This is a genomic window from Mucilaginibacter sp. P1_A3 (assembly GCF_056406855.1).
The window spans coordinates 750,813-765,318 of record NZ_JBFTZJ010000001.1 but is presented as its reverse complement, the minus strand read 5'-3'; the positions used below and the strand labels follow the sequence as shown (position 1 = coordinate 765,318).

General features: G+C 40.4%; 11 protein-coding genes. 6 read left to right on the top strand and 5 right to left on the bottom strand.

Going from position 1 to position 14,506, the window contains the following annotated elements:
* Positions 1-53: 53 nt before the first annotated feature.
* Entirely contained in the window at positions 54-1,085 is a 1,032-nt protein-coding gene (locus tag AC1D0K_RS03055; protein WP_477397646.1) for a LacI family DNA-binding transcriptional regulator, read from the bottom strand.
* A gap of 171 nt (positions 1,086-1,256) precedes the next feature.
* On the opposite strand from AC1D0K_RS03055, the gene AC1D0K_RS03050 reads away from it, so the two are divergent.
* Positions 1,257-2,138, top strand: a complete 882-nt coding sequence (locus AC1D0K_RS03050) for an inositol oxygenase family protein (protein WP_477397648.1) — start codon at positions 1,257-1,259, stop codon at positions 2,136-2,138.
* Positions 2,139-2,412: 274 nt separating this feature from the next.
* On the top strand, positions 2,413-4,104 hold the full coding sequence (locus AC1D0K_RS03045) for a sodium:solute symporter family transporter (RefSeq protein ID WP_477397650.1): 1,692 nt from the start codon (positions 2,413-2,415) through the stop codon (positions 4,102-4,104).
* Positions 4,105-4,174: 70 nt separating this feature from the next.
* Here the strand turns inward: AC1D0K_RS03045 and AC1D0K_RS03040 are convergent, their stop codons facing one another.
* The 4 genes from AC1D0K_RS03040 to AC1D0K_RS03025 form a co-directional block, all read right to left on the bottom strand.
* The gene (locus AC1D0K_RS03040) at positions 4,175-5,512 is read right to left on the bottom strand and encodes a TldD/PmbA family protein (RefSeq protein WP_477397652.1); all 1,338 of its coding nucleotides are present in this window, start codon (positions 5,510-5,512) and stop codon (positions 4,175-4,177) included.
* Between the two features lie 5 nt (positions 5,513-5,517).
* Positions 5,518-7,152: a TldD/PmbA family protein gene (locus AC1D0K_RS03035; RefSeq protein WP_477397655.1), complete on the bottom strand. Its 1,635-nt coding sequence runs from the start codon at positions 7,150-7,152 to the stop codon at positions 5,518-5,520.
* A gap of 110 nt (positions 7,153-7,262) precedes the next feature.
* Complete coding sequence (locus tag AC1D0K_RS03030) at positions 7,263-7,889, bottom strand: RDD family protein (protein WP_477397657.1); 627 nt, start codon at positions 7,887-7,889, stop codon at positions 7,263-7,265.
* Between the two features lie 63 nt (positions 7,890-7,952).
* Positions 7,953-8,579, bottom strand: coding sequence for a DUF4159 domain-containing protein (locus AC1D0K_RS03025; RefSeq protein ID WP_477442376.1), 627 nt, complete (start codon positions 8,577-8,579; stop codon positions 7,953-7,955).
* A 163-nt stretch (positions 8,580-8,742) separates the two neighbouring features.
* Here AC1D0K_RS03025 and AC1D0K_RS03020 point away from each other — a divergent pair, with 163 nt between their 5' ends.
* The 4 genes from AC1D0K_RS03020 (at position 8,743) to AC1D0K_RS03005 (ending at position 14,502) form a co-directional block, all read left to right on the top strand.
* Positions 8,743-9,738: an AAA family ATPase gene (locus AC1D0K_RS03020; protein ID WP_477436913.1), complete on the top strand. Its 996-nt coding sequence runs from the start codon at positions 8,743-8,745 to the stop codon at positions 9,736-9,738.
* 203 nt (positions 9,739-9,941) lie between these two features.
* Positions 9,942-10,817: a DUF58 domain-containing protein gene (locus tag AC1D0K_RS03015; RefSeq protein WP_477442378.1), complete on the top strand. Its 876-nt coding sequence runs from the start codon at positions 9,942-9,944 to the stop codon at positions 10,815-10,817.
* Positions 10,818-10,862: 45 nt separating this feature from the next.
* Complete coding sequence (locus tag AC1D0K_RS03010; protein WP_477397496.1) at positions 10,863-12,383, top strand: BatA domain-containing protein; 1,521 nt, start codon at positions 10,863-10,865, stop codon at positions 12,381-12,383.
* Positions 12,376-14,502, top strand: coding sequence for a hypothetical protein (locus AC1D0K_RS03005; protein ID WP_477397494.1), 2,127 nt, complete (start codon positions 12,376-12,378; stop codon positions 14,500-14,502). The genes AC1D0K_RS03010 and AC1D0K_RS03005 overlap by 8 nt, the downstream gene beginning before the upstream one ends.
* Positions 14,503-14,506 lie beyond the last annotated feature (4 nt).

Sequence of the window (14,506 nt, the reverse complement as noted above, 5' to 3'; positions counted from 1 at the left end):
AGATTGATTTTAGGCAAAGTTCTCAATCGCTAATTCACTAACTCGCCAATTCACTAATTAAAAGCGGTTGATGCCCTTACCACCAATTTTGAGGGCAAAACTATTTCTTTATTTGTCTCCACATACCTGCCGGATAGGTGATCAAATAACAGTTGGGCAGCTTGTTTACCCATATTATAGGCTGGTTGCAAAATAGTAGTAAGTGGAGGGTTCAAAATAGGAGCGGTGATCTGGTTGGTAAAGCAAGCTACTTTTACATCTTTTGGAATGTTTAGCTTCATTTCATCACATGCCAGGTAGGTTGAGGTAGCCAAATGCTCAACGGTGGCTATTATACCATCGGGTTTCACCTTGGCTAGATGTTCCTTAATCACCTCTACATTTTCGTTGTTATATTTATTGGAGCAGGTAACCACACTCGATTCCCTGGGGTGAATTCCCTTTTCTGCCAATGCCTGTTGGTATCCTTCTTCCCTGGCTGATAGGATGGATGGATATCCTTTTATGGTGATCAGCGATATGTTTTTACACCCGGCGTCTAACAAGTGGTTTGTGGCCGTATAGGCGCTGTTAAAATCGTCGGTGGTGATTTTAACGGATTTAATATCGTCAAAAACTCTGTCGAAAAATACAATCGGAATACCGCTGTCCTGTAATGTTTTAATATGTTTAGTATCCTCTGTATTGCTGGCAACAGACATAATTACGCCATCAACCCGCCCGCTGGCAAGTTCACCAAACATATAAGCTTCGCGCTCATAACTATCATGGGTTAGATAAATTAAGGTGTGGTATTTTTTTATGGCTACAACACTTTCAATGCCGTTAATTGCCTGGCTAAAAAAACTATCGGCAATTTCGGGGATGATGATAGCGATAGTATTGCTGGCCTTTTTACGCAGACTGCTGGCATAAGGATTGGGTACGTAGTTTAATTTACGGGCTTCCTCTATTACCCTCAATTTGGTTTCGGGGCCAATGTCATGGCTATCCCTCAAGGCTTTTGATACCGTAGCGATAGATACGTTTAACACTTTGGCGAGTGCCTTCATATTTACTTTATCGCTTTTGATTTCGCTGGCCATGGGTGTTAAAGGTATATTAAATTAAAAAAGAAAACACTGCTAATTTAGTTAAACGTTTAAGCAAATAAATTAACCGTTTTTAATAAATGTAATGTTTAAAATAAAGAAATTTGGATAACACAGCCGCAAACGATTGTTTACCAATTGCATTTCCTTTTAAATTATAACATTATGAGCAAGCTAAATGAAACCCCCAACCAAGGCCCTTTAAGTTCAATAGATGAATGGGAAGATGATATTTTAGATCGCTACCCCGATGCCGAAGCCATTGCCGCCGGGCGGGATACCGAAGCCTACCGTAATTACGAAGCTAATTTAAAGGATACCGTAAGAGAATTTTATCGCCTTCAGCATATTAATCAAACCTATGATTTTGTGTTACGGAAAAAGGAGCAGTATTTAAAATTCGATAAAAAAGAAATGTCTGTTTGGGATGCCTTTGATTTTCTGAATCAACTGGTTGATGACTCAGATCCAGATACCGATCTTGACCAGTTACAGCACCTGCTTCAAACTTCAGAAGCTATCCGTGCCGATGGCCGGCCAGACTGGATGGTGTTAACCGGTTTGTTTCATGATTTGGGTAAAGTGCTGTGCCTGTTTGGGGAGCCCCAATGGGCTGTTGTAGGCGATAGTTACCCGGTAGGCTGCGCCTTCTCTGATAAGATTGTATTTTCTGAATACTTTAAAGATAATAAAGACCATCACGATCCCCGGTATAATACCAAATATGGAATTTACGAACCAAATTGCGGTTTAGATAACGTACACATGACCTGGGGACACGATGAATATATTTACCACATGATGAAGCCTTACCTGCCAGAGCAGGCTTTGTACATGTTGCGTTATCATTCCTTTTACCCGCAACACCGGGAAAATGCCTATAGTCACCTGATGACCGCTCATGATCATCAATTGTTTAAGGCAGTAGCACAGTTTAACCCTTATGATCTATATTCTAAGAGCCCGGTACCACCAAATTGGTCAGAACTGCGTCCTTATTATGAAGATCTGGTGGCTAAATATCTACCGTCAACCCTCAAGTTTTAACAGAAGCATTAGTTGTAAATAGATACCCTTGTTTATATAATCTGCATTATTATAACAATAAATAAAGTGCATAAAGTATTTGTAAATAATACTTTATGCACCTTGTATGGATTATTTATTTAGATAATCCGGTGGCTTTAAATGTTTCAATTTACGAAATGCTTAAAGCTGTGTTGTTGACATTTAATGTGATGTAAAACCTTGCCAATCCGTTTTATTTTATAGATTTGAAAAATGAACCGGGCATAACCTAATCCCTGTTACAAAAACAAACATGCTGAATCATATTTCTATAGGCGATCTTATCGTCTTTTTTGTGTATTTTTTATTGGTATCAGTTTACGGATACATGGTTTATCGTCGTAAACAAACGGAAACCAATTCCAGTTCACACAGTTTTTTCCTGGCCGAAGGCACGCTAACCTGGTGGGCAATTGGTGCATCCATCATCGCATCCAATATATCTGCCGAGCAATTTATCGGAATGAGTGGCGACGGCTTTTTCGCCGGCATAGCAGTAGCTGTTTATGAATGGGTAGGAGCAGCCGCGCTAATCATCGTCGCAGTATTTTTTATGCCTGTGTACATAAAAAATAAAATATACACCATGCCGCAATTCCTAAAAACAAGGTATAACAGTGGCGTAGCATTGGTAATGTCGATATTTTGGTTGTTCTTATATGTTTTTGTTAACCTTACCGCTATATTATATCTCGGCGCATTAGCAATCAACAGTTTATTGGGCGGGGAATATCTTCATCAAATCATGATCGGCCTGGCTATATTCGGTGTTATCATCGCTTTGGGTGGCATGCAGGTGGTTGGTTATACTGATGTAGTGCAGGTTGCTGTGCTCATCATCGGTGGGCTTGCCATTACTTATCTGTCACTAACTATAGTAAGCGACAAGTTCGGGTTCGGTCAGAATGCGTTAACTGGTTTAAAGTTAATTTTAAAAGATTCTCCCGACCACTTCCACCTCATATTTAAGAAACCTGCTCACGGCTCATCTGTAGAAACCATAAGTAAATATTTGATTTTACCCGGTTTTGCCATGTACGCCGGTGGACAATGGATCAGTAATCTTAATTACTGGGGATGTAATCAATACATCACACAGCGTGCACTGGGCGCAAATTTACATACTGCCCGTACCGGTATCCTGTTTGCAAGTTTATTAAAGATACTGATGCCGGTTATTGTAATGTTACCAGGTATAGTAGCTTTTGTTTTGTACAAACATGGCCATTTACCTATGCTGATCAACGGTAGCAAAGATGGCGCTTATTCGGCCATACTATCCTTCTTACCTTCGGGATTAAAGGGCTTGTCATTAGCAGTATTAACAGCTGCCATTGTAGCATCTATTGCTGGTAAGGTGAATAGTATTGCTACCATTTTTACGCTGGATGTTTATAAAAACTATATGAGCACGAAAGCCACCGAGCGTAATATGGTGTGGGTTGGCCGGATTGCCATAGTTTGCAGTTTAGTAATAGCTGTAGCCTTTACCTGGAACGATATGCTGGGTATCAGTGGTGAAGGAGGATATACATTTGTTCAAAAATATTCAAGCTTTGTTAGTCCTGGGGTTTTAGCTACTTTTCTTTTAGGTATGTTCTGGAAACGTACCACAGGTGAAGCCGCTATCGTTGGTATATTAACCGGCTTTGCAGCGTCTGTGTTTTTTAACCAGTTTGCGGTTAAAGTTTTTGGACCGGAGACCTGGCTTTACTCAGCATTTCCAAATGCTTCCGGCCAATTTGAAATACCATTTTTCATATCACTCAGCTGGTCGTTTCTGATCACTTTTATTGTGATGGTTACAATGAGTTTAGCCGGACCACTAATCAATGCCAAAGCGATATATGTAGATAAAGGAATGTTTAAGCTGAAGGCCTCATCAATAATTCTTATTGCTGTTATACTCCTTTTTCTATCAGCTATTTATGTAAGATTTTGGTAATAGTTCTTATACAACAAAGCCCGGTTCTTGAGTAAAGACCGGGCTTTGTTGTATAAAATGGAATAATTATTTAAACCGCATCCGAAAGTGAGGTAAAAGTAAAATCACGGATTCTCATTGGCGGTATCAACGCATTTTGTGACGATTCTCCGCTCACAGTACGCTCAGGTTTGCCTAAAGCATCCAGGTTATTTAACATGATAACCGGGCTTTCATTAAACCTGAGGTTTTTTATCGGGAATTTAATCTGTCCGTTCTCGATATAAAAAGTACCATCACGGGTAAGTCCGGTAAATAGCAGTGTTTGCGGATCAACCGGGCGGATGTACCATAACCGGGTAACCAGGATCCCTTTTTCGGTTCCTTTTATCAATTCCTCTAATGTGGCATTACCTCCATCCATAATAATACTATCAGGATAAGGTGTTGCTTTTACGCCTTGTTTTTGAGCCCAGTAGCGAGAGTAATTTAGATTTTTAACCACACCCTTCTCTATCCACGTGATCTTCTCCTGCGGCCTGCCATCGCCTGTCCAACTGCTTGTTGGCAAATCAGGGTGAGAGGGATCAGAATAGATATTCACCCTTTCATCAACCATTTTTTCGCCAAGTTTGGTTTTGCCTCCCGGCTTGCTTAAAAAGCTACGGCCTTCATCGGCGCTACGGGCATCCAGGCCTCCATACAGCTGTTCAAGCAACACTATACCTGCGGCAGGTTCCAGTATCACTGTATATTTGCCGGGTTCAATTGCTTTTGCGCCTTTTGAACCGGCTGCTTTTTGAGCTGCTATCTTGGTGGACGCCAACGTATCCAGTTTACTTACATCATTATATCCTTTAGTTGAATAGCCAGATCCCGTACCATCCTCAGAACGCAAGGTTACCGAGAAATTGATATCAGTAGATGTATTGTATGCAAATAGCCCATGTGAATTCATCATGGAACTAAAACCTGCGCTATTCTGTAAAAAACCTGCAGCTATGAGTTTATTGTCTTTTGCTATTTTAAGACTCTGATCAACCATATCTGTACGTTGAGCAGGGGTAACCGCGGCAGTTTCGGGCACGAATGTTTTTGAACGCGGCGCGTAAGTTTGCGGACCTAAAAAGGAAACAAACTCGGGGTTTTCCGGCGCCAGCTGTGCCAGCTCCTCTGATAGGCGTACAGCTTTTTCAACAGAAGCATCATCATATTCATTGGTGGTAACTACGCCCAGTTTTTTACCAAATGCCGAAGAAATAACCATATTGGTTTGACTAAGGGCACCGCTAGTTGAAACGGTATTACGGGCATATCTTATATTGCCGGAGTCTGATCCTCCAAAATTAATTTCACATTCATTGGCTTTAGAGTAGCTAAGCGCTTTTTTTAATATTGCGCGGCATTCATCTTCACTTAATATGGCCATAGTATTTAAATTTTTCTTGCTGTATTAATAACGTTAACTCCTTTAAACAGGGCTGTTGATGAGCCATGAGATACGGCGCTGGCCTGCATAGGCTGCCCTTTTCCATCAAAGAATGAGCCGCCTAAACGGTAATCATGCTGATCGCAAACTGCCGCGCATGAATTCCAAAACTCCTGTGTGTTTGATTGGTAAGCCACATCATTCAGCATACCTACAATTTTACCATTCTTGATCTCGTAATAAAGCTGACCGCTGAACTGGAAATTGTAACGCTGCTGATCGATAGAGAAGGAACTATCGCCTATTATATAAATGCCTTTCTCTACATTTTTGATCATGTCGTTTAAACCCATTGGAGTTTTGCCCGGCTGTAAGGAGATGTTTGCCATACGCTGGAACTGTACATCCTGCCAGCTTTGCGAGTAGCAGCATCCCTGCGATTCTTTAAGCCCAATGATATGCGCCTGATCGCGAATGGCCTGGTAATTAACCAGCACACCATCTTTAATCACATCCCATTTTTTGGCCTCAACACCTTCATCATCATAACCAACTGCACCCAATGACCCGGGCTGGGTTTTATCGGCAACGATGTTTACATTTTTGCTGCCAAAATTAAACTTACCAGATTGCCATTTATCCAGGGTAAGGAAGCTTGTACCGGCAAAGTTGGCCTCATAGCCCAAAACGCGGTCAAGCTCGGTAGGGTGACCAACTGATTCATGGATAGTTAACCATAGGTGACTTGGGTCGAGCACAAGATCATACTTACCAGCTTCAACAGATTTTGCCTTTAATTTTTGTTCGGCCTGTGTAGCTGCAGCCCGTGCATCCTCAATCATATCATAACGATCACGGTAAAGGGTGGTTACACCTTTTATCTTGTCGCTTTCGCGGGGGATCATGTATTCATAACCCATACCACGCGGGGCACTCAGTGATTGGCGGGTTTCAAACTTACCAGATTTAGAATCTATTTTAGTAACCGCGAATGTCGGCCAGATCCTATGGATATCCTGATCGATGTATGAACCATCTGTAGAAGCGAAGTATTTTTGTTCGTTAACCAAAAATAGTATGGAATTTACATAATTGGCGCCACCTTTCATAGCGGCGTCATTAACAGAAAGCAAAAGGTCTGTTTTTTCTTTCATCGGCACCTCAAACGCGTTTCTTTCAATCGGCGTTTTCCAGGTTACTTCACCATGGCCTTTTTGCGCCACCAATTGTACCGGGTCGGTTTGGATGCGGGCATTTTCTTTGGCTATAGATACGGCCAACTCGGTAGCTTTGGCTATGCTATCATTATCCAGCTTGTCTGTAGCCGCAAATCCCCAGCAACCGTTTGCAATAACGCGGATCCCCATACCGTATGATTGGGTGTCGACAATATTTTCCACTTTGTTTTCGCGGGTAACCACAAACTGGTTAAGGTAACGACCTATACGCACATCGGTATAAGTTGCGCCTTTAGACCGGGCTGCATTTAAAGCCACATCGGCCATTCGTTTTTTTAAGGCCACATCTACCGGGCTCATATCATGGCCGGGTAACACGGGCGAACCGAAAACGGGGATCCTGCTAAGCATGGATGCGCTAATGCCCATTCCGGTGAGGTAAAGGAAATCTTTTCTTTTCAATGTCAGTCAGTATTAGTTCCTAAATATAAAGAGTGAAGTTTGGATATTAAGTGTTAGTTAAGATTAATTGATTTTTTTGTACGAAAGCCATTAAAAAACTGCCTTGCAAATTAATAATTGATCTTTCTTACAATATAAGTCTTTGCCAATTCATCATGCCAGCCTTGTTTTAGCGTACTCCATAAAATATTGAAAAATCCAAAACCAAAAAATAAACCGGATAAAATTTTACTAAGGTTACGAACCAAAGCCCTGCCAAATTTAATGCGTCGGCCATTGATATCCACCACTATTAATTTACATAGTGCTTTGCCAATGCTTCCCTGAATTTTTGTTGATTCAAACGCACTATGGTATAGCATAAACATTATTACACCTATCAACCTGGTTATCCAAATCTCGTTTTCATTATCTGAATTGATGTATATGGATGTAAGGCTTTCTAATACGCCAACTAAACCGCCTATTATGGCAGCGAGTAAAATCAATATCACGTAATCAATGATGTATGCAAGTAAGCGCCAGCCAAAATTAGCTACGTTGCGTTTATCAGGTAAAAATATCCCTAATGATTTAAAATATTCTTCAAATTCGGGCATATCAATTGCGCTCTGCCAATCATCTGCCAAAGGCGAAAGTATAAGTTGATAGGCCTCAATTTCCATATCCATTATTTCGATATGGGTATACGGACCTTCTTTTTCACCCTGCTTTAATAAGTAGTATTCATTGATCATCAATCTGCCTGGTTAGGTTTTGGGAAATTAATGAAAATACAAATTAAAGGCAAGCTATAGGTGCTAATAATTTAAGGCGTACATAATAATATTTACACCAAACTTGGTATTATCTTCGGCCAGGAAACGTTTATTCCTGAAATCGTAATCCCATTCACAGCCATAATCTTTACTGCTGTACAAAACCGCAATACGACCATTAATTTCTATTGCTTTCAGGTAATCATGAACCAGGTCGTCGCCCCAGCCATTTAATTCAAAACTGGTGGTTGGCGGTCCTTTATCAAAGGAGAAAAAGGAATGATATATTTTATGGTTATTGGGAATCTTTTTAAGTGCTGTGGAGCCAAACAGAGATCCCATTTGCGCTTCGAATGATTTAGCAAACAACCCATCTATATCATGGTTGCAATCATCTACAAAAATAAAACCACCGTTCTCGGCATATTTTTTAAAGTTGGCCCGTTCCCGGGTGTCAAATTGTACCAGTTTATGCCCGCTCAAATAGCAAAACGGATACTGAAATATGTCATCGCTGCTTAAAGGGATTACCTTTTCCTGCTGTTCGATGGGTACGGTAGTATATTCCAGCAAAGAGTTAAGCAGGTTTGATGGCATACGCTGATCGGTATCCCAATCGCCCGAATGGTAACTTAACCTGGTAAACGTAAATTTTCCGCTGAATGCCATCTTGTTTAAAAAACTTAAAAGTAGTACAATATTTTATGCTGAAATCACTTTTGTTTGCTTAGCTTGTAAAGTTTTAGATACTTTATTTGATTTTTAATAAAAAATAATGGTAATTACTTAAAAGGGTAATATATTGTGACGGTACTTTAAATACGTATTGAATTTGGAACTGACCGAAATTAAGATAAAAGCTCTGCTTGCCAAGTTACCGCAATTAAAAAGCGAAATACAAAAGGTAATTGTAGGGCAGGATGCCATATTGGATGAGCTGCTCGTAGCATTTTTAGCCGGAGGGCATTGTTTATTAGAGGGTGTACCTGGCCTGGCCAAAACACTCATTGTTAAAACCATGTCGCAGGCGCTGCACTTAGCGTTTAGGCGCATTCAGTTTACGCCCGATCTGATGCCAACCGATATCATCGGTACAGAAATATTGGAGGAAGATCACGCTACTGGTAAACGTTTCTTTAAATTTAACAAAGGACCTTTATTTGCCAATATTATATTGGCTGATGAGATAAACCGCACGCCACCAAAAACACAGGCGGCTTTGCTGGAAGCAATGCAGGAGTTTGAAGTAACGTATGGCGGGCAAACTTATCCGCTGGATAAACCTTTTTTTATTCTTGCAACCCAAAACCCTATTGAGCAGGCCGGTACTTATCCCTTGCCAGAAGCCCAGTTAGATCGATTTTTATTGCTGATAAAAATTGGATACCCAACCGAGCAGGAGGAATTTGAAGTATTGAACAGAACAACCGGTACAAAAAAAGCGGATGTTAAAGCTGTTATCACCGCTGAAGAAATTATACAGGCACAGGCCCTGGTTAGGCAGGTAACGATAAGCGAAGATCTTGTAAAATATGTAAGCCAGATGATCCGTGCCACACGCCCCGATACTACCAGCGTGAACTATATAAAAGAATGGGTTCGTTGGGGAGCAGGCCCACGGGCAGGGCAGGCGCTGATATTAACCGCAAAGGCACGTGCATTATTAAAAGGAAGATACGCTGTTTTAATGGAAGATATTCATGCTATGGCGCCAGCTGTTTTAAGGCACCGGATATTGATGAACTTTAAGGCCGAAGCAGAGGATATAACATCAGATAAAGTAACTGCGGAGTTGATAAGGGCGATAGTCAGGCCGAAGGCGCTTTAAGATACGTTATTGGGAGTTTTTAAATTCGGAAAACTCTAAAGGTGGAAATGACAAGCGGCGAAAGACTTACGAAGTTTTTAAAACTTCGTAAGTCTGGGATTCTACAACTTGTCACTCATAGGTACGACGCAACGACCTAAGCTTGATAATAATTATTCAGACAAAATAAATCCCAAATCGAACATCCCAAATCCAAAATCAAAATGCTTGATCCGAAAGTATTAATGACCATTAAGGATTTGCCATTACTGGCGAAAACGGTTATTGATGGCTTTATGAATGGCTTTAATAAAAGTAAAGTTAAAGGCCCCGGTCTGGAATTTAGCCAGTATCGCAGTTACCAGCCTGGTGATGATTTGCGCTGGCTTGACTGGCGGATGTTTGCCCGAAGTGACAGGTATTACATCCGGGAATCAGAAATAGAAACCAGTATTTCTGTAAGATTCCTGGTAGATGCAAGTGCGTCCATGAACCATGATGACAACGGGATTAAAAAGATAGACTATGCGCGTTTCCTTATTGCATCATTAGCATGGTTATCAAATTTGCAGGGGGATTCTGTTGGCTTATACGTTTTTCGGGATGGCAGTTTATTTTCTTTGGCTTCCAAACCCGATCCGCAACACTTGCAACGCCTGTTATATCACTTGCAGGAGGTAAAGCCGGCAGGTACCTTTACGCAACCTGTGCATTATAAAGAATTGTTCGCGGGCGATGGCCGCAAAGAGTTACTGGTTTTTGTTACTGATATGTACCAGGCAGGGGATGAGATCAGTAGATTATTGGATTCATTATCCGCGCTGAAACACGAAGTTGTTGTTTTTCACCTGATGGGGAAAAATGAGCTCGACTTTGATTTTAAAAGCTATTCAACACTGGAAGACCTTGAGACCGGGCAAACCGTAGAAGTAAACGCAGAGCAAGCTGCCCAATACAAAGAAAAGTTAAGTGCCCATTTAGAAAATATCAGGATGCAATTGTTAGGAAAGCATATTTATTACCGGATGATAAGCACAGCGCAACCCTTAGATGAAGCCCTGCGTGATTTTTTGGTTCAAAGGAATAAAAGTAAATTTTAAACCGTAAAACGGCTTTCAAACCCATCGCTATAAAATATTATACAAATGCAGTTTTTAAATCCCTTATGGTTGTTTGGTATTGCCGCGATAAGCATCCCGGTAATTATTCACCTGTGGAATATAAAACCTGGCAAAACTTTAAAAGTTGGAAGCATAGCACTTATAACCGCTGCTGCCCAAAAAAGCAGCCGCAGTTTTAAGCTGAATGATATTCCTCTATTCCTGGTGCGATGCCTCTTATTAGCCATACTTGCTCTTCTGTTAGCGGCACCGGTTTGGCGGCAATATCTTTCATCAGGCAAAGCAAAAGGCTGGATACTTATTCCCAAAGAGAATATAAATGAAAGTTATGGTAAGTATAAAACATCTATTGATTCGTTAATCAAAGCTGGCTATGAGTTTCATTATTTAAATAAAGGTTTTGAAAAGGTTAATTTAAATAAGATTCTCATTAATAAAGTTTTAAGAGATACATTTAAAGTAACAAACTACTGGAATTTAGTAGCTCACTTAAATAATCAACTGCCTGCCACTGTTCCTGTATACTTGTTTACACCAAATCAGGTAAGATATTTTAACGGTAATAAACCATCTGTATCGCTCAACCTGCACTGGCAAACCTACACCCCGGCAGATTCAACAAGCACCTGGATTGAAGGCGCGTGGTTTACCAATGATAATTCAATTAAAGTTGTTAAAGGTAGCAGTAAGCCGTCGGGAATTTATTTTACAAATTACATGATTAAATCAGCGGGGGACTCCAACTCGCCTTTTATGGTGAATGTAAAAAAAGGTGATCCACTTATAAGTTTAAAAAACAGCACGCAGCTTCCTGTTGCTATTGATACCTCCGTTTTAAGGATAGCTATTTATAGCGATAAGAATGCTGCTGATATTGCTTATTTAAAATCGGCACTGTTGGCAATAAGCAGTTTTACGCTGCGTAAAATTGTTATTAAACAATTTAATGACTCTGGAAAATTACCAATGGGGAATGACTGGCTTTTTTGGTTGTCAGAAAAGGCCATTGATAAGAACAGTCTGCAGAAAACTGTCCGTATATTAAGTTATGAGCCGGGCAAGGTAAGCAATACTACGTCCTGGATAAAAACAAATGATCCTATTGCATTGGCCGGCCAAAACGGAAAGCCTGCATTATATAAGCTGATTAAAAACGGTGCTTTAAATAGGCAATCCATTTGGGTTGATGGATATGGCAACCCGGTTTTAAGTATAAATAAAAATGGGAGCGTGTTGGCGTATCACTTTTATTCCCGCTTTAATCCTGTATGGAATGACATGGTTTGGGGTGATAACTTCGCAAAGTTATTGATGAAGTTAGTTGTATATAACTCTGATTATAAAATAGTTAATATAAATGATCGTAGGGTTTTAGATCGTCGGCAATTACTACCAAATATTATTTGGTCTGCTCAAAATTCCAGTTCAGAGAAGAAAAACGTACAAACAGATCTATCGCATTATCTCTGGCTAACATTAATCTTGCTATTTTTAATTGAAAGATGGATGGCCCACAAAAACAAACTACTACCAGTAAATGGATAAGCGCACAGGCAGATATAAAATTGGTGCAATTCGCAAATGGTACATCGGCAGTCAGTTAATTGCTGATGTACTTTTTGCTGTTGCTTTTTCTGTCATCGTAAGCGCTCTGGTAACCGATGTATTTCGAGCTTCCGAACTTTGGGTATTGCTTTTATTTGTTTTAAGCATGTTGATTCTGTTATTCGTGCGGAAATCGTGGATGGTAAGAGATGGAGTTATTTCTAACTTTCTTGATCAGCATTACCCAGAACTGGAAGAAAGCAGTAGCCTGGTCTTAAAATCGGGCGATGAGCTAAACCTGCTCGAAAGATTACAACTTGCAAAAGTAGAAGTTCACCTGCGGCAAGTACCACAATCACATCCTTCATTTTTAAAGCGGATTAAACTGGCTTTACTCTTACTAATCGTCGCTTTAGGTATAAATTGGCTGGCAAGAAAGCACCATTCATTGATTTCTGTTGCCAATCACCTTGCCATATCTTCAGAAAAGTCCAAAGTTCCTGAAATTATATTGCCCGAAATCTCGGCCGTGAATGTAACTGTCAATCCACCGGCTTATACAGGTAAAACCAAACGTGAGCAGGATAAATTCACCTTAAATGTAGAAGACGGTTCAACCGTAACCTGGAAAATAACTACCAATATTGCTGTAAAGCAGGTTTTGCTGCTATTCAATGATAAAGAAATAATTACTTTAAAAAACTTAAGCACGGGGAAAAACCAATGGCAAACCCAAAAGCAAATCAACAAAGCTGGATTTTACCAGGTAAATGTGGATGGTAAACTTTCTGATCTGTACCAGGTGCAGGTAATAACTGATCAGCCGCCGGTAATTCATATTAAATCGCCAAAACAATACACCTACATAGATGCCGGAGAGGCCAGGAAGATAAGTATTGATGCCGCCATCAACGATGATTATGGTGTAGGCAATGCCCTTATTTTTGCCACTGTAGCTAAAGGCAGCGGTGAAGCGGTTAAGTTTAAAGAATATAAGCTTGATTTTTCTACGTCATTCAGTGGTCATCAATCGCAGTATAATCTGCAAAAATTGGTCAATCTTCAAGCGTTGGATATGGAGCCAGGTGATGAGCTTTATTTTTATATTCAGGCAACCGATACCCGTCAGCAGCAAAGCAGAACGGATGTTTATACGGTATCTATACAGGATACAGCGCAACTATTAAGCATGGATGGCATGCTTAGCGGGGTAAATCAAAAACCTGAGTTTTTCAGGAGTGAGCGGCAGATCATCCTCGATACAGAAAAGCTATTAAAAGACAAGGACAGTGTTAGCACAGAAAAATTCAATAACAGGAGCAATGATCTTGGGGTTGACCAGAAATTACTTCGTTTGCGTTATGGTAAGTTTTTGGGAGAGGAATCTGAATCGGATATCAATCCGGCTGATGAAAAGAACGATCCTGTTGGCGATATCAATAACTACGGAAACGCGGCCGTAATATTGGATAAATACACCGATAAGCACGATAATGCAGAGGACGCCCAGTTTTTTGATCCTGAATTGAAAAAACAGTTGAAAGCAACCCTAACTGAAATGTGGAAGGCCGAGCTGCAATTGAGGCTGTACAAACCACAGGATGCTTTGCCATTTGAATACAAAGCATTGCGCCTGCTAAAAGACCTTCAGCAAAAATCAAGAATGTATGTGGCTAAAACTTCCTATAATCCCCCTCCATTGAAACTGGAGAAACGCTTAAGCGGCGATTTGTCGAAAATTACTGAACCAGCATATAAAGAGGATATTAAACCGGGAACAGATCAATTTGAAAACCTCAAAAAAGCAGTGACAGTACTGGAGCAGCTAAAAGTTAAGCCACAATTAAATGAATTAGATGAACACGTGTTGGCGCTTGCAAACCAACAAATTAGCTTAAAGGCGTCGGCACAACCGGGCATTTATTTATCAGCCTTAAGTGCCATGCGCAGGATATTAGCAAAGCAGGCGAGTGTTAAATTGTATGATATAGCATTAGTTGAAAGGGCAATTCAAAAAACCTTATCACCCGCGCAAAAAGCGCCTGCATCCAATCAAAGTTCTATAGATATGGGCTTATCGCAGGAGTATTATAAAAACCTTAACCGTTTAAACCGATAGCTGC

Bases quoted from the DNA above. Each gene is read 5' to 3' on its own strand.
- AC1D0K_RS03055 (WP_477397646.1), bottom strand. From the start codon at position 1,085: ATGGCCAGCGAAATCAAAAGCGATAAAGTAAATATGAAGGCACTCGCC.
- AC1D0K_RS03050 (WP_477397648.1), top strand. From the start codon at position 1,257: ATGAGCAAGCTAAATGAAACCCCCAACCAAGGCCCTTTAAGTTCAATA.
- AC1D0K_RS03045 (WP_477397650.1), top strand. From the start codon at position 2,413: ATGCTGAATCATATTTCTATAGGCGATCTTATCGTCTTTTTTGTGTAT.
- AC1D0K_RS03040 (WP_477397652.1), bottom strand. From the start codon at position 5,512: ATGGCCATATTAAGTGAAGATGAATGCCGCGCAATATTAAAAAAAGCG.
- AC1D0K_RS03030 (WP_477397657.1), bottom strand. From the start codon at position 7,889: ATGATCAATGAATACTACTTATTAAAGCAGGGTGAAAAAGAAGGTCCG.
- AC1D0K_RS03025 (WP_477442376.1), bottom strand. From the start codon at position 8,579: ATGGCATTCAGCGGAAAATTTACGTTTACCAGGTTAAGTTACCATTCG.
- AC1D0K_RS03015 (WP_477442378.1), top strand. From the start codon at position 9,942: ATGCTTGATCCGAAAGTATTAATGACCATTAAGGATTTGCCATTACTG.
- AC1D0K_RS03010 (WP_477397496.1), top strand. From the start codon at position 10,863: ATGCAGTTTTTAAATCCCTTATGGTTGTTTGGTATTGCCGCGATAAGC.
- AC1D0K_RS03005 (WP_477397494.1), top strand. From the start codon at position 12,376: ATGGATAAGCGCACAGGCAGATATAAAATTGGTGCAATTCGCAAATGG.